The sequence below is a fragment of the Nocardioides sp. JCM 18999 genome, from assembly GCF_055391175.1.
This window is the reverse complement of sequence record NZ_AP043887.1, coordinates 2,471,908-2,488,773: the sequence shown is the minus strand read 5'-3', so window position 1 is coordinate 2,488,773 and position 16,866 is coordinate 2,471,908. Positions and strand designations below refer to the sequence as shown.

Sequence of the window (16,866 nt, the reverse complement as noted above, 5' to 3'; positions counted from 1 at the left end):
CCGAAAGCGCCGTCTCATTCTTCAATGCAGTGAATGTGTAGCAACTAACTAGAGATATAGTCGTCGGCATGAAGGCCGTCCCGACCACTCTCTCCCGCGCCGAGCTCGCCGGCGTGACCCGCGCGTTCGCCGACCGGGTGGTCGCGGGGGAGTTCGCCGTCGAGGCGCATCCGGACGAGCGCTGGCACGTCCGCATCCACGCCGACGACCAGGTCGACGTCTGGCTGATCAGCTGGACCACCGACCAGGGCACCGAGCTGCACGACCACGGCGACTCCGCCGGCGCCTTCACCGTGGTCTCCGGGGACCTGACCGAATCGGTCTGGACCCGGCCCGGCGCGGGGGAGTCCGCCGCGTTGCTCGACCGCGTCCGATCGGCCGGTGAGACCGTCGCGTTCGCGGAGGCCTACATCCACGACGTCCGCAACACCGCCGAGGCCACGGCCGTCAGCGTGCACGCCTACTCGCCGCCGCTGTCGTTGATGCACTACTACGACGTGAACCACGGCACCCTGACCCGCCGGATCTCGCAGTGGACCGACGACCCGGAGGCTCCGGCGCCCGATCGGCGGGCCTCGTGAGCGGCACGCCGCGGTTCGCCAGTGTCGACGCGATGCTCGAGGCGGCCCGGGTCGGGCTGACCCGGCTCGACCCGCGCGAGACCGCCGACGCCGTCACGGCGGGCGCGATCCTGGTCGACATCCGGCCGTCGTGGCAGCGCGAGGCCGACGGTGAGATCCCGGGTGCGCTCGTGGTGGAACGGAACCACCTCGAGTGGCGGTTGCACCCCGCCTCGGACGCCCGGCTCGCCTCCGCCAGACTGGGGCAGCGGTGGATCATCCACTGCACCGAGGGGTACACGTCGTCGTTGGCAGCCCGCTCGCTGGTCGAACTCGGCCTTGACGCGGGGGACCTCGTCGGGGGCATCGTTGCGTGGGCCGAGGCAGGTCTGGCGGTCCGTCGCAGCGTCACCCCCATCGAAGAGTTCGTCCCGGAGGAATAGTGGTCATCGAATTTCGATCCGTCGGCAAGACGTTCGCCGACGGATCGGTCGCCGTGCGCGACTTCTCCCTGGTCATCCCGAGCCGCACCACGACGGTGTTCGTCGGCTCTTCGGGATCGGGGAAGACCACCCTGCTGCGCAGCATCAATCGAATGGTCGAGCTCACCTCGGGCCAGATCCTGATCGACGACGTCGACGTCGCCACCCGCAAGCCGGTCGAGCTGCGTCGCAGCATCGGCTACGTGATGCAGCAGGCGGGCCTGCTGCCGCACCGCTGGGTGATCGACAACGTCGCGACGCCCTTGCGTCTGGCCGGCGTGTCCAAGTCCGAGTCCCGCGTCCGTGCGCGCGAGGCGCTCGCGAAGATGGGGCTCGGCGACGAGTTCGACCGGAAGTACCCGGCTCAGCTCTCGGGGGGACAGCAGCAGCGCGTCGGCGTCGCCCGTGGGCTCGTGGGCGACCCGAACATCCTGCTGATGGACGAGCCGTTCGGTGCCGTGGACCCGATCGTGCGCGCCGAGCTGCAGCGTCAGCTGGTCGCGCTTCAGCAGGAGCTGGGCAAGACGATCGTCTTCGTCACCCACGACATCGAGGAGGCTTTTCTCCTCGGCGACCAGGTCGTCATCCTGCGCCAGGGCGGGGAGGTGGCCCAGGTGGGGACGCCGGCCGAGATCCTCGCCCACCCGGCCGACGACTTCGTCCGCGACTTCGTCGGCCTGGACAAGGGGCACCGCACCCTCCGGATCCAGGAGATCGAGGGTCGTCAGGTCGTGGTCGACGACCGAGGTCGCGCCACGGGCGTGCTCGCTCCATGACCTGGATCAGAGCCAATCTCGACCGTCTCCTCGAACTCACCCTGACCCACCTCTGGCTGAGCGTGGTGCCGGTGGTGATCGGCTTCGTGGTCGCACTGCCGATCGGCTGGTGGGCCAGCCGGCACGGGCGCTGGCGGGGGACGGTCGTCGGCACCGCCGGGCTGCTCTACACGATCCCGTCGCTGTCGTTGATCGTGATCATCCCCAGCGTGATCGGCACCAAGATCCTGTCGCCGATCAACCTCGTCATCGCCCTGACGCTGTACGCCGTCGCCCTCCTGGTCCGGACGGCGACCGATGCGTTCGCCCAGGTCTCCCCAGGGGTGCTCGACGCCGCCTCGGCCAGCGGGTACTCGTCCTGGCAGCGGGCGATCAGCGTGGAGCTGCCTCTCGCAGGACCCGTCATGCTCGCGGGTATCCGGGTCGCCTCGGTCTCCACGGTCAGCCTGGTCACGATCGGGGCGCTGATCGGAGTGAGCAACCTGGGCTCGCTCTTCACCGAGGGCTTCAACCGGTACTTCATCACCGAGATCGTCGTGGGCATCGTGCTCGTCGTCGCCCTGGCGCTGGTCCTCGATGCGGCCTGGGTGCTGGTGGGCCGGCTGCTGCTGCCCTGGACTCGTGGGGGTGCGCGCTGATGGGCGTCTTCGGCGAGTCCTGGACCTGGCTGACCGACCCCGAGCACTGGCAGGGCGAGGACGGCATCCCGCACCGCCTGCTCCAGCACCTGGGCTACACCTCGCTCACCCTGCTGATCGCCGCCTTGATCGCCCTGCCGATCGGGCTGTGGATCGGGCACACCGGGCGCTTCCGTGGCCTGGCGATCGCCGTGACGGGCTCGATGCGTGCACTGCCCACCCTGGGCCTGCTGACCCTGATCGTGCTCTGGCGCGGGATCGGGCTGGCTCCGCCGATCGCAGCGCTGGTGGTGCTGGCGATCCCTCCGCTCCTGGCCGGCGCCTATGCGGGCGTCGAAGCGGTGGATCGGCGGACCGTCGATGCAGCCCGAGGGATCGGGATGACGGAGTGGCAGGTGCTGACCAAGGTCGAGATCCCCCTGGGCGTGCCGCTCATCGTCGGCGGGATCCGTGCGGCCACGCTCCAGGTCGTCGCGACCGCCACCATCGCCGCCTACGTGGCCCTGGGCGGCCTGGGTCGCTACCTCATCGACGGTTACGCGGTGCAGGACTATCCGCAGATGCTCTCCGGCGCCGTCGTCCTCGTCGTGCTCGCGCTCGCCCTCGACGGACTGTTCGCCCTGCTGCAAAAGTGGGTCTCGGCGTGACCCGAGATCCGATCCCCAGTTCACCTGTTCAGATGACCAACGAGAAGAGAGATCGACCATGAAGCTCACACGCACCCTCGGCGGGATCAGCGCCGCGGCGCTCGCCCTCACCATGGCTGCCTGCGGCAGCGACCCCACGGACACCTCATCGGGCTCCGACGGCGACTCGTCCAAGCCGATCGTGGTCGGCTCCGCCGCCTTCGGTGAGAGCGAGATCCTGGCCGAGATCTACGCCGGCGCGCTCAAGGCGAAGGGCGTTGACGCCACCACCAAGCTCGACATCGGCGCGCGCGAGGTCTACGTCAAGGCGCTCCAGGCGGGCGAGATCGACCTCGTTCCCGAGTACACCGGCAACCTGCTGACCTACTTGGACCCGAAGGCGACCGCCACCGCGGCCGCCGACGTCGAGGAGGCGCTCGACGAAGCCCTCCCTGACGGGATCGACGTGCTCGACCCCGCTCCCGGCGAGGACAAGGACTCGCTCAACGTCACCGCGAAGTTCTCCCAGGACAACGGCGTCACGTCGATCGCCGACCTGGCCAAGATCAAGGGCCTCAAGCTGGCCGCCAACCCGGAGTTCAAGACCCGCTCCTACGGCATCCCCGGCCTGGAGTCGGTCTACGGCATCACCGGGATCGAGTTCAAGGCGATCAACGACTTCGGTGGCCCGGCCACGCTGAAGGCGTTGACCGACGGCACCGTCGACGTCGCCGACATCTACTCCACCACGCCGTCGATCACCGCCAACAACCTGGTCACCCTGACCGACCCGAAGAACCTGATCGCGGCCCAGAACGTGGTCCCCCTGATCCGCGAGGACGCCGAGTCGGACAAGGTCGAGGAGACTCTCGACGCGGTCTCGGCCAAGATCACCACCGAGGAGCTGCTCAAGCTGAACACGGCCTTCGCCGGTGACAGCAAGCCCTCGGCGGCTGATGTGGCGGCCGACTGGCTGAAGGCCAACGGTTTCGCCTGATCACTGCCTCACCTGCGACGCGGGCCGCTCGGTTTCCACACCGGCGGCCCGCGTCGTCGTTCTCCCCACCCTCGACGGCGTCACATGAGGGACCACGGTGTTGCCGAGGAGTCTCGAGGTCGAGCGGGCCACGGTGGCCCCACCGACACGGAGGAGCACCATGAACGACACCACGATCAACCTGCGCGGGTACGTCGGCGGCGACGTCGTCCTGCGCGACGCCGGCGACACCCAGGTCGCCGAGTTCCGCCTCGGAGTGACGCCCCGGGTCTACTACCGCGCCACCGGCACCTGGGCCGACGGCATCACCCAGTGGTACACCGTCAACGCTTGGCGTCAGCGGGCGATCAACGTCAAGAAGTCGCTCAACAAGGGGGAGCCGGTCGTCGTCACCGGCCGTCTGACGGTGCGGGAGTGGGCCGACAAGGACGGCGTGCTGCGCACCACGATGGAGGTCGAGGCTGACTTCGTCGGGCACGACCTGCTGCGCGGCAGCTCGATGTTCGTCCGCCCCGAGCTGCCGGCCCAGACGGGAGCCGATCGCGAGGAGAACGCGGCAGAGGAGGCCGCTGCCGAGCCGGCACCCGAGTGGGCGGTCAGCGGCACGGCCGCCTGAGGCACCGCCGAGTGGGCCGAGTCCCGGCCCGCCACTAGGCTTCGCTCCATGGCCGAGTACATCCTCTCCCTGCGCAACGTCCGCAAGGCTCACGGCGACAAGGTCGTCCTGGACAACGTCACCCTCTCGTTCCTGCACGGAGCGAAGATCGGCGTCGTCGGCCCGAACGGGATGGGGAAGTCCTCGCTGCTGAAGCTGATGGCGGGCCTGGACCACCCGAACAACGGTGACATCGTCCGCGACCCCAACGCGACGGTCGGCATGCTCCAGCAGGAGCCGCCGTTGACCGAGGGCAAGACCGTCCTGGAGAACGTCGAGGAGGCCGTCCACGACGTCAAGAGCAAGATGAAGCGTCTCGACGAGGCCTACGCCGAGATGGGCGACCCCGACGCCGACATGGACGCCCTGATGGCCGAGACCGGTGAGCTCCAGACCTACCTCGACAACGTCAATGCCTGGGACATCGACTCGAAGCTCGAGCAGGCGATGGACGCGCTGCGCTGCCCCCCGGCGGACCTGCTCGTCGACAACCTCTCCGGTGGTGAGCGTCGCCGGGTCGCGCTGTGCAAGCTGCTGCTGGCCGAGCCCGACCTGCTGCTCCTCGACGAGCCCACCAACCACCTCGACGCCGAGTCGGTGCAGTGGCTCGAGGGTCACCTGAAGTCCTACAAGGGCGCTGTCCTGGCCGTCACCCACGACCGGTACTTCCTCGACAACGTGGCCGAGTGGATCGCCGAGGTCGACCGCGGCTCGATCCACGGCTACGAGGGCAACTACTCCACCTACCTGGAGACCAAGAAGGAGCGTCTCAAGGTCGAGGGCCAGAAGGACGCCAAGCGCGCCAAGATGCTCGAGAAGGAGCTGGAGTGGGTCCGCTCCAACGCCAAGGGCCGCCAGACGAAGTCGAAGTCGCGTCTCGCCCGCTACGAGGAGCTCGCCGCCGAGGCGGAGAAGGCCCGCAAGATCGACGCGGCTGACATCAACATCCCCGCCGGTCCGCGCCTGGGTGACATCGTCCTCGAGTCCAAGCACATGTCGAAGAGCTTCGGCGACAAGCTGCTCTGGAACGACATCTCCTTCACCCTGCCCCGCGCCGGAATCGTCGGCGTGGTCGGCCCCAACGGTGTCGGCAAGACCACCCTGTTCCGGATGATCACCGGCGGTGAGGTCCCCGACTCCGGCGAGCTGGTCGTCGGCCAGACGGTGAAGATCTCCTACGCCGACCAGACCCGGGCCAACATCGACCCGAAGAAGAACGTCTGGGAGGTCGTCTCGGACGGGCTCGATTTCATCAAGGTCGCCAACTTCGAGATGAACAGTCGCGCCTACGTCGCCTCGTTCGGCTTCAAGGGTCCCGACCAGCAGAAGCTGGCCGGCGTCCTGTCCGGTGGAGAGCGCAACCGGCTCAACCTCGCGCTGACGCTCAAGCAGGGCGGCAACATGCTGCTCCTCGACGAGCCCACCAACGACCTGGACGTGGAGACGCTGTCCGCCCTCGAGGACGCCCTGCTGGACTTCCCGGGCTGTGCCGTGGTCACCTCCCACGACCGGTGGTTCCTCGACCGCATCGCCACCCACATCCTCGCCTGGGAGGGCACCGAGGAGGAGGAGGGCCACTGGTTCTGGTTCGAGGGCAACTTCGCCTCCTACGAGGAGAACAAGATCGAGCGCCTCGGCATCGAGGCCGCCCGCCCGCACCGGGTGACACACCGCAAGCTCACGAGGGATTGATCCAGACCTCGCGAAAACGCAGAACGCCCCGGCCATCGGCCGGGGCGTTCTGCGTTGAACGAAGGGTCGCGCGAGGCTCAGACGCGCTCGAGGATCATCGCCATCCCCATGCCGCCGCCGACGCACATCGTGATCAGGCCGGTCGACTTGTCGTGCCAGTCGAGGCTGTTGATCATCGTGTTCTGCAGGCGGGCACCGGTCATGCCGAACGGGTGGCCGACGGCGATCGCGCCACCGTTGATGTTCAGCTTGTCGTAGTCGACACCGAGGTCGCGGGCCGAGGGGATCACCTGGGCGGCGAACGCCTCGTTGATCTCGACCAGGTCGATGTCGTCGATCGTCATGCCGGCCGAGGCGAGCGCCTTCTTCGAGGCCTCGACCGGACCCAGGCCCATGATCTCGGGGGAGAGGCCGGAGACGCCCGTGGAGACGATCCGGGCCAGCGGCGTGAGACCGAGCTCGGCGGCCTTGGCGTCGCTCATCACGATCACGGCGGCGGCGCCGTCGTTGAGGGCGCAGCAGTTGCCGGCCGTGATGGTGCCGTCGGGGCGGAACACCGGGGCCATGCCGGAGATGCCCTCGAGGGTGGTCCCGGCGCGCGGGCCGTCGTCGGCGGTCACGACGGTGCCGTCGGGGCGGGTGACCGGCGTGATCTCGCGGGCCCAGAAGCCCTCGGCGATGCGCTGCTCGGCGAGGTTCTGCGACCGGACGGCGAACTCGTCCTGGTCGGCGCGGGTGACGCCCTTGAGCTGCGCCACGTTCTCGGCGGTCTGGCCCATCGCGATGTAGACGTCGGGGAGCAGGCCGTCCTCGCGCGGGTCGTGCCAGGTGACGCCACCCTCGGCCGCTGCGGCGGTGCGGCCCTGAGCGTCCTTGAAGAGCGGGTTCTTGGTGTTCGGGATGTGGTCGGAGGTGCCGAACTGGAAGCGGGACACGGTCTCGACGCCGGCGGAGATGTAGACGTCGCCCTCGCCGGCCTTGATCGCGTGGAAGGCCATCCGGGAGGTCTGCACCGACGAGGAGCAGTACCGGGTGATCGTGGTGCCGGGGATGGCGTCGTAGCCCATCAGGACCGAGACGTTGCGGCCCATGTTGTTGCCCATCTCCCCGCCGGGGAGGCCGACGCCCAGAATCAGGTCGTCGATCGTGTTCGGGTCGAGCGCCGGGATCTTGTCCAGTGCGGTCTGCACGATGAAGGCGGAGAGGTCGTCGGCCCGGAAGTCGACGAGCGAGCCCTTGTTGGCGCGCCCGATCGGGGTGCGGGCGGCTGAAACGATCACGGCTTCGGGCATGTGGATCTCCTGCGTCGGCGTTGAAGCATCGATATACGGTGAAAACTGGAACCTGTTCCAGTAGAGCCTGTCCAGACTACAGGGGCCCGGCGCGCGCGGATCGACAGTGATGGAAAGATCACACCGTGCGGCACACCTACTCATGCACCGTTCGTTGGGGCGACATGGACACGTTGGGGCACGTCAACAACGTCCGCTTCGCCGACTACCTCCAAGAGGCCCGGGTCGACCTGTTGCGCGTCCACGGTGCCGGGGCGCCGACGGACGACCTCGCCGAGGGGCCCCTGGTCGTCGCTCAACAGCTCACCTACCACCAGCCGCTGGTCTTCGATGCCCGCCCCGTGAACATCGACGTCTGGGTGGCGCAGATCCGCGCGGCCTCGTTCACGCTCGCCTACGAGGTGTACCGCGACGGTCCCGAGGGTCGGACGACCTACCTCACGGCCTCGACGCTGCTGACCCAGTTCACGTTCGCCACCGAGCGGCCGCGCCGGATCAACCCGGTGGAGAAGGAGCAGCTCACCCACTTCCTCGAGCCGACCGAGCTTCCGGTCCCGGAGTGGACCGAGGCTCGGCACGAGGAGGTCGGCCACTACCCCGTGCGGGTGCGCTTCTCCGACCTCGACGTCTACGGCCACGCCAACAACGTGATCTACCTGGAGTACTTCCAGGAGGCGCGGATCAACCAGATGGCGGGTCTGATCGAACGCTCGGCCGCCGCCGGCGGGCTGGCGGAGCTGCCGTCGTTCGTGGTCGCCGCCCAGCACCTGGAGTACAAGCGACCGATGGTGCTGCGCGCCGAGCCGTACGACTCCTGGGTCTGGGTGCAGCGGATCGGGACGACGTCGATGGCCCTGCAGTCCGAGATCCGCGACCTCGACGGCACGCTCGTCGCGCGCGGGTACTTCGTGCTGGTCTCGGTGGACCCGCACACCGGTGCTGCGGCCCCGTTCGACGACGCCTTCCGGGCGGCGTTCGAGCCGGTCGATCAGCCCGCGGGCTGAGCCGGAGTCACAGCTCCTCGGCCGCGGCGAGGACCGAGCGCAGCAGGCCTCGGTTCTCCGGGGTGAGGTCGAACATCACCACGATGTCGACCAGGTCGACCTCGGCGCCGACGCCCTTGATCCGCAGGGCGCGGCCGAGCAGGCTGAAGGTCACGCCGTCGGCGGTGAAGCGGAGCGTCAGCTCGACGTCGGGGCTCAGCCGTTCGCCGTCGGCGCGCTCGAGCCGAGCCCGCAGGCCGACCTCGCTGAGGTCGACGAGCAGGCACTGCGCCACGGGTTGCCACTGGCCGACCAGCCCGATCGTCATCGGCACGTTCAGGTCGATCCGGGGGTGGGCACGCCGGTCGAGCTCGACCGACGGACCGACCGCCTCCAGTGTCCAGGTCTGCATCTCGGCGCCGGGGTCGGCGGCGACGATCTTGGTGGCGATCATCTGCTGGCCCGACGGGCCCGACCAGGTGAGGTCGGCCTGGATGCCGACGTCGAGCCCCGAGACGGCGGAGAAGCCGCCCGGACGGCCGACGACGGCGAGGCCCTCCTCGTGGCGCAGGACGACGACGCTGTACTGGCCGCCCTCCGGGGTGTGGAGGGCGGCGGTCTTGGACGGTGGAGGCAACATCGGGTTCTCCATCGGCTAGCCGGGCGAATTGATCATGAAGTTCGCGGCATGAGTCACGTAGGCCCAGAACTCGGCATCCTGCTCGGGGGTGAGGTCGACCGCATCGAGCCCGACCCGGAAGCAGTGCAGCCACCGGTCGCGGGCCGCGCTGTCGACGACGTAGGGAGCGTGACGCATCCGCAGCCGCGGATGGCCGCGCTGCTCGGAGTACGTCGTCGGTCCACCCCAGTACTGGGCGAGGAAGAAGGTCAGCCGCTCCTCAGCGCCGGCCATGTCATCGGCCGGATACATCGGTGCGAGGACGGCGTCGAGCGCCACCTCGGCGTAGAAGCTCGCGACGATCTTCTCGATCGTGGGCATACCGCCGATGGCGTCGAAGAACGTCCGATCCCCATCCACGGTCCTATTGTGCCGGATCACGTTCAAGGGGCGCTGTAGGGCTTCGGTCCCTATGGCAGGATCGACGCATGGCCACTACACGCAGCGCGACCACTGTCTGGGAGGGCACCCTGTTCGAGGGTGCCGGTCAGGTCACCTTCAACTCCTCGGGAATCGGTACCTACGACGTCTCCTGGCCCTCGCGGGCCGAGGCTGCCAACGGCAAGACCAGTCCGGAGGAGCTGATCGCCGCCGCGCACTCCTCGTGCTTCTCGATGGCGTTCTCCAACGGTCTGGTGCAGAACGGCACGCCGCCCACCAAGCTGACCGTCAGCGCGGAGGTCGAGTTCACCCCCGGCACCGGCATCACCGGGATCGCCCTCACCGTCCGCGGTGAGGTCGACGGGCTGATCAACGAGAAGTTCGTCGAGCTGGCCACGGCGGCCAAGGAGGGTTGCCCGGTGTCGGTGGCCCTGGCCGCGGTGCCGATCACGCTGGACGCCGCCCTCGCCTGAGGCCTACTAGGAATCCGAGGGAGCCAGGGGGTCTCGTGCCCCCTGGCTCTCGTTACCCACCCGCAGGATCTCGCCGTTGCGGACGTGCCAGATCAGACCGTTGTCGTCGCGCAGGGTGGTGATCCGCAGCGACACCGACTCGACGGTGCCGCGGGCGATGTCGGCCGAGGCGGCGCCGATCTGGACGCGGTCGCCGACGCCGTACTGGTCCTCGAAGATCATGAAGATGCCCGACAGGTAGTCCTTCACCAGGGACTGCGCGCCGAACCCGAGCGCGATCCCGGCCACGCCGGCGCTGGCGATGATCGGGGCGATGTTCACCCCGACCTGGGCCAGGATGATGGTGCCGAAGACCAGGCCGATCAGGCCGGTGACCGAGCTCTTCACCAGGCTCCCGGCGGTGCGGGCTCGCTGCAGCCGGCGGCTGGCTGCCGCGGGGGACTGCAGCCTCTCGGGCAGGACGCCGGTCTCGGCCCGCCGCACCACCCGGTCGATCAGCAGCCGGGCGACGGCGTTGAGAACGGCCGCCAGGGCGACCAGGAACGCCACCATGCTGAGCGTGCCGAGCCATCCGTCGGTCGCTCCGCCGGTCAGGTCGTCCATCCACTGGGGGCTCCACGTCATGGGAGCAGTATGCTCAGCGACGTGATGACCTCCCGCTTCGCCCGCCGGGCCGCCACCGCTGCGGTGACCGCTGCTGGGCTCACTCTCCTGATGGCTGCTCCTGCGATGGCCGACGTGCCGCAGGGCTGGAGCGACCCGAAGGACGTCTCGACGTGGGCGTGGCTCCTCGTCCTCCTCATCGTCCCGGTCGGCCTGGCGATCCTCATCACCCTGGTCGTGGCGGGCCCCGGCCTGCTCAAGGGCAAGGGCCTCACGGGCGGCCAGCCGGAGCCGGCCCCGGGCATGTCGAGCGAGACGCACGACGCGCACTGATCCTCCGGATCGATGCGGCACTGATCTTCTGAAGCAACGAAAGCGCCCACCCGGCTGAACCGGGTGGGCGCTTTCTCGTGCGAGCGGACTCAGCCGGCGTCGCGGGCCTGGGCGGCCAGTGCGCGCGCGGCGGAGTCGCGGCCCTCGCGGACGTACCGCTTGGCGCCCGGCTCGGCCGAGGACTCGGCCAGCCAGGCGTCGCACCGGGCCAGCAGGTCCTCCGACGCCGCCAGGCGCGGGAAGGTGGCCTGCATCGCGACCGCGGCCTTGTGCGAGCCGAGGTGCTCCCAGACGGTGTCGGCGGCCTCGAGGTAGCGCTCGACGTACCCGGCGAGCAGCTCCTCCTGGCCGGCCTGGTGGAAGGCGGTCGCGGCCGAGCGCATGGTCTCGTTCGGCGTCGACGTCTCGACCATGATCAGCTGCCAGGCGGCCTCCTTGGCCTCGGCCGTCGGGCGCGCGGCTCGTGCGGCAGCGGCCTTCTCCTGGCCCGCGATGGTGCCGTCGGCGACCAGCTCGGCCTCGATCGCCTCGTCGGCCACGGCCCCTGCTGCGGCCAGGCCGGTCAGCAGCGTCCAGCGCAGGTCCTGGTCGACCTCAAGGCCCTCGAAGGTCAGGCTGCCGTCGAGCAGCCCGCCCAGGTCCGCGATCGCGTCCGTGGAGCGGGTCGCGGCGGCGTACGCGCGGGCGAAGGTGAGCTGGTGGTCGCTGCCCGGCTCGGCCGCGCCGAGGAGCTCACGCAGCCCCGACTCCCACCGAGCGGTCACGGCCGACCGGTTCTCCGGCGCGGTGTAGAGCGTCGCGGCGAGGGCGGCGTTGGCGGGGATCCGGGTGATCGCCCACGAGTCGGTCTCGGTGGCCAGGTTGGCCAGGACGAGCTCGACGTAGTCGGTCGCGCTCAGCTCGGCGTCGCGGGTCATGTCCCAGGCCGCACCCCAGACCAGGGCCCGGGCCAGGGAGTCCTCGATCGTGGCCAGCCCGGACAGGGCGGTGGCCAGGGAGCGCTCGTCGAGCCGGATCTTGGCGTAGGCCAGGTCGTTGTCGTTGAGCAGCAGCAGGTCGGGCTGGGCCAGGCCGACCGCCTCGGGCAGCTCGGTCAGCTCGCCCTCGACGTCGACCTCGAGGTACTGCGTGCGGACCAGGGCGCCGGCCTCGTTGGTGGTGTAGAAGCCGACGCCGACCCGGTGGCGACGCAGGGTCGGGTACTCGGCGTTCGCGGTCTGCCGGATCGCCAACGAGGCGTAGGTGCCGTCCTCGGCGAGAGTGAACTCGGGGGCGAAGGTGTTCACCCCGGAGGTCTGCAGCCACTCGGCGGCCCAGGAGGTCAGCTCGCGGCCGCTGGACTTCTCCAGCGCGGCGAGGAGGTCCTTGAACTCGGGGTTCCCGAACTCGAACTCCTTGAAGTAGGCCTGCAGGCCGGCCAGGAACGGGTCGAGCCCGACCCAGGCGACCAGCTGCTTGAGCACGGAGGCGCCCTTGGCGTAGGTGATCATGTCGAAGTTCACCTCGACGGCGGCGAGGTCGTAGTTGTCGGCCGCGATCGGGTGCGTGGTCGGCAGCTGGTCCTGGGTGTAGCCGGTGACCTTGCGGGCGTTGGCGAAGCCGGTCCAGGCGTCGGTGAACTCGGTGGCCTCGGCCTCGGCCCAGTAGCAGGCCCACTCGGCGAAGGACTCGTTGAGCCAGAGGTCGTCCCACCACTTCATCGTGACCAGGTCGCCGAACCACATGTGCGCCATCTCGTGCAGGATCACCGAGGTGCGGAACTCGTAGAACGAGCGGGCCTGGCGCGAACGCGGCAGGTACTCGTCACGCAGCGTGACGGCGCCGGCGTTCTCCATCGCGCCCATGTTGTACTCCGGCACGTAGAGCTGGTCGTACTTGCCGAAGGGGTACGGGTAGTCGAACTTCTCCTCGAAGAACTCGAAGCCCTGCTTGGTGATCTTCACGACCTCGTCGCGGTCGAGGTAGGGCAGGAGGGACTCGCGGCAGTAGTGGCCGAGCTCGATGGAGCCGTACTTGCCCTCGTAGGTGTCGTGCACGCCGACGTACTCGCCGGCGATGAGCGCGGTGATGTAGGTCGACATCCGCTTGGTCGGCTCGAAGGCCCACACGGCCTTCCCGTCGCCGGCCGGCGACGGCTCGGGCGTGGGGGAGTTGGACACAACGGTCCAGTGCTCCGGCGCGGTCACGATGAAGGTGTACGTCGACTTCAGGTCGGGCTGCTCGAAGGTGGTGAACACCCGACGGGCGTCGGGGACCTCGAACTGGGTGTAGGTGTAGACCTTGTCGTCGACGGGGTCGACGAAGCGGTGCAGGCCCTCGCCGGTGTGGCTGTAGGTGCAGTCCGCGGTCACGACCAGCGTGTTCTCCGCGGCGAGGCCGTCGAGCTGCAGGCGGGAGTCGCTGTAGACCGTGGCCGGGTCGAGGGAGACCCCGTTGAGCGTGACCGTGTGCACGGTGGCTCCGACGAGGTCGGCGAACGTCGAGGCGCCGGGGGTGGTGGCGGTGAACGTCAGCGTGGTGGTGGAGGCGAACGTCTCCTCGCCCGTGGTGAGGTCGAGTTCGACGGTGTAGCCCGTGACGTCCAGGAGCGCTGCGCGCTCAGCTGCCTCGGCACGGGTCAGGTTGGTTCCAGGCATGCCGACAAGTCTGACATCCTGTGGCCGTCAGCAGCGCCGGTGGAGGTCACGGATCGGCCACAGGCGGGACTTCAGACCTGAATTGAGAATTACAAAAATGTAGTTCACCCCCCGGCGTGTTGCTCTTGACGAATTCCCCCTAGGGTTCCACTCGTGCCACTCCAGTCACAGGTGTCCCAGAGGTCACGACGAGCGCTCCTTGTGGGCCTCGTCCTGGCGCTCGTCCCTGTGCTCTGGGGCGGAACCGGTGGCTTCTCCCGGGCCGCAGCCGACACCGCGCCGTCGATCACGCTCTGCTCCGGTTTCGACTCCTGCGCGGCCAAGGGGATGGCCCACGACGGGTACAAGAGCGCCAAGTCGCAGATGTACTGGAACATGTACTCCGGCGTGAACTGCACCAACTACGTCGCCTACCGGATGATCCGCGCCGGGATGCCGTCGGCCCGGCCGGCCCAGCTCAAGTCCGGCAAGGGCAACGCCACCTACTGGGGCGGCTCCTTCGGAACGCTGACGAACTCGACGCCGATGGTCGGTGCGGTCGCGTGGTGGAAGGCGAACACCAACGGGGTCGGTTCGGCCGGCCACGTCGCCCGGGTCGAGCAGGTGCTCGCCAACGGTGACGTCGTGATCTCGGAGTCGAACTACGGCAGCGAGTTCACCTGGCGCCAGCTCGCCAAGGGTGGCAGCCGCTTCCCGACCGGGTTCATCCACCTCAAGGACTCCGTCCTCACCGCCACCACGGCGCCCAGCGTCGCCGGGGCGCCCAAGGTCGGTGTGCCGGTCAAGGCCAACGTCGGCACCTGGTCGCCGGCCCCGACCTCATACGCCTACCAGTGGTACGCCGGTGGCGTCGCGGTCCCCGGTGCCACGGGCGCGACCTTCACACCGACCTCGGCCCAGCTCGCCAACGCTCTGCAGGTCCGCGTCGTGGCGGCCCGCGCCGGCTACGTCGCCGGCGCCCGCGCCTCGGGAGCCTCGGCCGCCGTGGCGCCGGGCACGCAGACGGTCACCGAGGACCCCGTGATCAGCGGAACCCCGCAGGTCGACGAGACCCTGACCGCCGACCCGGGGGTTTACGCGCCAGGTGCCGACCAGGTCACCGTGCAGTGGCTCGCCGACAGCGTGCCGATCGCCGGTGCCACCGGCAACACGTTCGTCCCGAACAAGGAGCAGGCCGACGCCCGGATCGCGGTCAAGGTGACCGCCGTCAAGGCCGGTTACACGCCCCTCGTCCGTACGTCGGCCCCGACCGCCCCGATCGTCGCCCCGAACATCCGCGTCGCCGCCGCCTCGATCCAGGGGACCCGCCTGGTCGGGCAGACGCTCAGCGCCCAGGTGAAGACCACCGATCCGGTCGACGTGGTGCGCAAGTACAGCTGGATGCGTGACGGTCAGCCGATCGACGGCGCCCGCGCGGCGACGTACGTGCTCAAGCCCGCCGACGTCGGGCACCGGATCGGCCTGCGGGTCGCCCTCGACGCGCACGGCTACCTCAGCCGCAAGATCGACCTCACCCCGGTCGCGGGGATCCGCACCCCGCTCAAGGCGGCCATCCGCACCGACGTCCGCAAGGACCGCACGGTCTGGGTCAAGGTGCTCCTCACCCCGCCGGCGGGACAGAGGCCGACCGGTCGGGTCGACGTCAAGGTCGGGCGCCAGCTGCTGCACGGCGTGATGCGCAAGGACGGCACCGTGCGCCTGCACTTCACCCGCCCGGGCGTCGGCAACCGCCCGATCAAGGTCTACTACGGCGGAAACGCCCGGTTCCTCAAGACCAAGGCGAGCGGCGCGGTCGTGATCCCGGCCAAGCGCGCCGCCGGCAAGGGCAAGTGAGGAACCGGCCCGTACCCTGGCCGCATGACCAACGCTGACTTCTGGTTCGACCCGGCCTGCCCGTTCGCGTGGATCACCTCCCGGTGGATCCTCGAGGTCGAGAAGGTCCGCGACATCCAGGTCACCTGGCACATCATGAGCCTGGCCTACCTCAACGAGGACAAGGACATCCCGCAGGAGTACCGCGACTTCCTGGCCGACGCCTGGGGGCCGGTCCGCGTCCTGGCCGCGGTCGAGCAGAAGCACGGCAAGGCGGCCCTGCTGCCGCTCTACACCGCGCTCGGCACGGCCCGCCACCTCGAGGGCCAGAGCTTCAGCCGCGAGGTGATCGCCGAGGCGTTGACCACTGCAGGGCTCGAGCCTGAGCTGGTCGACGCGATGGACGACACCTCGCTCGACGAGTGGATCAAGACCTCCCACCACCTCGGCATGGACCAGGTCGGCCACGAGGTCGGCACGCCCACGATCGCGTTCAACGGGACCGCCTTCTTCGGCCCGGTGATCTCCAAGGCCCCGAAGGGTGAGGAGGCCGGCGAGCTCTGGGACGGCTTCGTGCTGGTCGCGAAGTACCCCTACGTCTACGAGCTCAAGCGCGCCCGCAACCACGAGCTCGACTTCAGCTGATGAGCGAGACGCCCGACGGCGCCGAGGTGCCCGAGCTGGTGGTCAACGCCGACGGCCAGATGGGGATCCTCTCCCTGATCCGGTCCCTCGAGCAGGCCGCGACCCTGCTGGACTCGGTCACCGAGGACGACCTCGAGCGCCCCACGCCGTGCACGGACTGGACGGTGCGCCAGCTGGCGAACCACCTGATCGCCCAGCCCCGGATCTACGTCACGATGCTGCAGGGTGCGCCGCCCGGCTGGAACGGGCGCGAGGACTACACCCGCCACCTCGGTGAGGAGCTGCGCACCCGGGGCAACACCCTGATCAACCTGTGGCGCGAGGTCTCCGCCGCCGAGGCGCTGATGGTCGGCGACCCCGACTGGCAGAGCGCTGAGATCGCCATCCACAGCTGGGATCTGGCCGTCGCCCTCGGGCGCACGACCGACGCTCTCGACGAGGCCGTCGCCCAGCGCGCGCTGATCACCCTCGACCGCACCCTGGGGCCCGCCCGCAAGGGCCGGGCGTGGCAGAACGCGAAGGCCGCACCGGCCGGGTCCAACGCCTACGAGCACCTGGCGGCGTACGCCGGTAGGGACGTTCCGTTCACCGCTCCCTAAACTC

At 69.3% G+C, this 16,866-nt stretch carries 19 protein-coding genes; 14 read left to right on the top strand and 5 right to left on the bottom strand.

Going from position 1 to position 16,866, the window contains the following annotated elements:
• The first annotated feature begins 68 nt into the window (after nt 1-68).
• From ACZ5J1_RS12190 to ettA, 8 genes are all read left to right on the top strand, one after another.
• Nucleotides 69-581 (top strand): cysteine dioxygenase, encoded by a 513-nt coding sequence (locus tag ACZ5J1_RS12190; protein WP_464559129.1) that lies wholly within the window; start codon nt 69-71, stop codon nt 579-581.
• Nucleotides 578-1,003, top strand: a complete 426-nt coding sequence (locus tag ACZ5J1_RS12185) for a rhodanese-like domain-containing protein (protein WP_464559127.1) — start codon at nt 578-580, stop codon at nt 1,001-1,003. The genes ACZ5J1_RS12190 and ACZ5J1_RS12185 overlap by 4 nt, the downstream gene beginning before the upstream one ends.
• Nucleotides 1,003-1,818 (top strand): ABC transporter ATP-binding protein, encoded by an 816-nt coding sequence (locus tag ACZ5J1_RS12180; protein WP_464559125.1) that lies wholly within the window; start codon nt 1,003-1,005, stop codon nt 1,816-1,818. The genes ACZ5J1_RS12185 and ACZ5J1_RS12180 overlap by 1 nt, the downstream gene beginning before the upstream one ends.
• A complete protein-coding gene (locus tag ACZ5J1_RS12175) occupies nt 1,815-2,456 on the top strand; it encodes an ABC transporter permease (protein ID WP_464559123.1) in 642 nt (213 codons plus the stop codon). The genes ACZ5J1_RS12180 and ACZ5J1_RS12175 overlap by 4 nt, the downstream gene beginning before the upstream one ends.
• The gene (locus ACZ5J1_RS12170; protein ID WP_464559121.1) at nt 2,456-3,103 is read left to right on the top strand and encodes an ABC transporter permease; all 648 of its coding nucleotides are present in this window, start codon (nt 2,456-2,458) and stop codon (nt 3,101-3,103) included. The genes ACZ5J1_RS12175 and ACZ5J1_RS12170 overlap by 1 nt, the downstream gene beginning before the upstream one ends.
• Before the next feature lie 58 nt (nt 3,104-3,161).
• Nucleotides 3,162-4,079, top strand: coding sequence for an ABC transporter substrate-binding protein (locus tag ACZ5J1_RS12165; RefSeq protein ID WP_464559119.1), 918 nt, complete (start codon nt 3,162-3,164; stop codon nt 4,077-4,079).
• Nucleotides 4,080-4,239: 160 nt separating this feature from the next.
• Nucleotides 4,240-4,695 carry a single-stranded DNA-binding protein gene (locus ACZ5J1_RS12160; RefSeq protein ID WP_464559117.1) on the top strand — a complete coding sequence of 152 codons (456 nt, stop codon included), beginning with the start codon at nt 4,240-4,242 and terminating at the stop codon, nt 4,693-4,695.
• A 48-nt stretch (nt 4,696-4,743) separates the two neighbouring features.
• A complete protein-coding gene (gene ettA / locus ACZ5J1_RS12155; RefSeq protein WP_464559115.1) occupies nt 4,744-6,426 on the top strand; it encodes an energy-dependent translational throttle protein EttA in 1,683 nt (560 codons plus the stop codon).
• Between the two features lie 77 nt (nt 6,427-6,503).
• Here ettA and ACZ5J1_RS12150 read toward each other — a convergent pair whose 3' ends face one another.
• Nucleotides 6,504-7,718, bottom strand: a complete 1,215-nt coding sequence (locus tag ACZ5J1_RS12150) for an acetyl-CoA C-acetyltransferase (RefSeq protein WP_464559113.1) — start codon at nt 7,716-7,718, stop codon at nt 6,504-6,506.
• Nucleotides 7,719-7,843: 125 nt separating this feature from the next.
• Here ACZ5J1_RS12150 and ACZ5J1_RS12145 point away from each other — a divergent pair, with 125 nt between their 5' ends.
• The gene (locus tag ACZ5J1_RS12145) at nt 7,844-8,722 is read left to right on the top strand and encodes an acyl-CoA thioesterase (RefSeq protein ID WP_464559111.1); all 879 of its coding nucleotides are present in this window, start codon (nt 7,844-7,846) and stop codon (nt 8,720-8,722) included.
• 7 nt (nt 8,723-8,729) lie between these two features.
• Here the strand turns inward: ACZ5J1_RS12145 and ACZ5J1_RS12140 are convergent, their stop codons facing one another.
• Nucleotides 8,730-9,341, bottom strand: a complete 612-nt coding sequence (locus ACZ5J1_RS12140; RefSeq protein WP_464559109.1) for a PilZ domain-containing protein — start codon at nt 9,339-9,341, stop codon at nt 8,730-8,732.
• Between the two features lie 15 nt (nt 9,342-9,356).
• Nucleotides 9,357-9,740 (bottom strand): globin, encoded by a 384-nt coding sequence (locus ACZ5J1_RS12135; RefSeq protein WP_464559107.1) that lies wholly within the window; start codon nt 9,738-9,740, stop codon nt 9,357-9,359.
• Between the two features lie 68 nt (nt 9,741-9,808).
• Here ACZ5J1_RS12135 and ACZ5J1_RS12130 point away from each other — a divergent pair, with 68 nt between their 5' ends.
• Entirely contained in the window at nt 9,809-10,234 is a 426-nt protein-coding gene (locus ACZ5J1_RS12130; protein ID WP_464559105.1) for an OsmC family peroxiredoxin, read from the top strand.
• A 6-nt stretch (nt 10,235-10,240) separates the two neighbouring features.
• Here ACZ5J1_RS12130 and ACZ5J1_RS12125 read toward each other — a convergent pair whose 3' ends face one another.
• Nucleotides 10,241-10,858, bottom strand: a complete 618-nt coding sequence (locus ACZ5J1_RS12125; protein ID WP_464559103.1) for a mechanosensitive ion channel family protein — start codon at nt 10,856-10,858, stop codon at nt 10,241-10,243.
• Between the two features lie 21 nt (nt 10,859-10,879).
• Between ACZ5J1_RS12125 and ACZ5J1_RS12120 the strand changes: the two genes are divergently transcribed.
• Nucleotides 10,880-11,170, top strand: a complete 291-nt coding sequence (locus tag ACZ5J1_RS12120; RefSeq protein ID WP_464559101.1) for a hypothetical protein — start codon at nt 10,880-10,882, stop codon at nt 11,168-11,170.
• An 89-nt stretch (nt 11,171-11,259) separates the two neighbouring features.
• Here the strand turns inward: ACZ5J1_RS12120 and pepN are convergent, their stop codons facing one another.
• Complete coding sequence (gene pepN / locus ACZ5J1_RS12115) at nt 11,260-13,806, bottom strand: aminopeptidase N (RefSeq protein WP_464559099.1); 2,547 nt, start codon at nt 13,804-13,806, stop codon at nt 11,260-11,262.
• Nucleotides 13,807-13,959: 153 nt separating this feature from the next.
• Between pepN and ACZ5J1_RS12110 the strand changes: the two genes are divergently transcribed.
• Genes ACZ5J1_RS12110 through ACZ5J1_RS12100 form a run of 3 tightly spaced genes read left to right on the top strand, consistent with a single transcriptional unit; the run spans nt 13,960 to nt 16,862 of the window.
• Entirely contained in the window at nt 13,960-15,639 is a 1,680-nt protein-coding gene (locus ACZ5J1_RS12110) for a CHAP domain-containing protein (RefSeq protein WP_464559097.1), read from the top strand.
• Nucleotides 15,640-15,663: 24 nt separating this feature from the next.
• On the top strand, nt 15,664-16,263 hold the full coding sequence (locus tag ACZ5J1_RS12105; protein ID WP_464559095.1) for a mycothiol-dependent nitroreductase Rv2466c family protein: 600 nt from the start codon (nt 15,664-15,666) through the stop codon (nt 16,261-16,263).
• Nucleotides 16,263-16,862, top strand: a complete 600-nt coding sequence (locus ACZ5J1_RS12100; RefSeq protein WP_464559093.1) for a maleylpyruvate isomerase family mycothiol-dependent enzyme — start codon at nt 16,263-16,265, stop codon at nt 16,860-16,862. The genes ACZ5J1_RS12105 and ACZ5J1_RS12100 overlap by 1 nt, the downstream gene beginning before the upstream one ends.
• Nucleotides 16,863-16,866: the final 4 nt, after the last annotated feature.

Excerpts from the sequence above, each read along its gene's own strand:
- ACZ5J1_RS12165 (WP_464559119.1), top strand. The coding sequence starts at position 3,162 with ATGAAGCTCACACGCACCCTCGGCGGGATCAGCGCCGCGGCGCTCGCC.
- ACZ5J1_RS12170 (WP_464559121.1), top strand. The coding sequence starts at position 2,456 with ATGGGCGTCTTCGGCGAGTCCTGGACCTGGCTGACCGACCCCGAGCAC.
- ACZ5J1_RS12190 (WP_464559129.1), top strand. The coding sequence starts at position 69 with ATGAAGGCCGTCCCGACCACTCTCTCCCGCGCCGAGCTCGCCGGCGTG.
- ACZ5J1_RS12100 (WP_464559093.1), top strand. The coding sequence starts at position 16,263 with ATGAGCGAGACGCCCGACGGCGCCGAGGTGCCCGAGCTGGTGGTCAAC.
- pepN (WP_464559099.1), bottom strand. The coding sequence starts at position 13,806 with ATGCCTGGAACCAACCTGACCCGTGCCGAGGCAGCTGAGCGCGCAGCG.
- ACZ5J1_RS12105 (WP_464559095.1), top strand. The coding sequence starts at position 15,664 with ATGACCAACGCTGACTTCTGGTTCGACCCGGCCTGCCCGTTCGCGTGG.
- ACZ5J1_RS12130 (WP_464559105.1), top strand. The coding sequence starts at position 9,809 with ATGGCCACTACACGCAGCGCGACCACTGTCTGGGAGGGCACCCTGTTC.
- ACZ5J1_RS12125 (WP_464559103.1), bottom strand. The coding sequence starts at position 10,858 with ATGACGTGGAGCCCCCAGTGGATGGACGACCTGACCGGCGGAGCGACC.
- ACZ5J1_RS12140 (WP_464559109.1), bottom strand. The coding sequence starts at position 9,341 with ATGTTGCCTCCACCGTCCAAGACCGCCGCCCTCCACACCCCGGAGGGC.
- ACZ5J1_RS12150 (WP_464559113.1), bottom strand. The coding sequence starts at position 7,718 with ATGCCCGAAGCCGTGATCGTTTCAGCCGCCCGCACCCCGATCGGGCGC.
- ACZ5J1_RS12175 (WP_464559123.1), top strand. The coding sequence starts at position 1,815 with ATGACCTGGATCAGAGCCAATCTCGACCGTCTCCTCGAACTCACCCTG.
- ettA (WP_464559115.1), top strand. The coding sequence starts at position 4,744 with ATGGCCGAGTACATCCTCTCCCTGCGCAACGTCCGCAAGGCTCACGGC.
- ACZ5J1_RS12160 (WP_464559117.1), top strand. The coding sequence starts at position 4,240 with ATGAACGACACCACGATCAACCTGCGCGGGTACGTCGGCGGCGACGTC.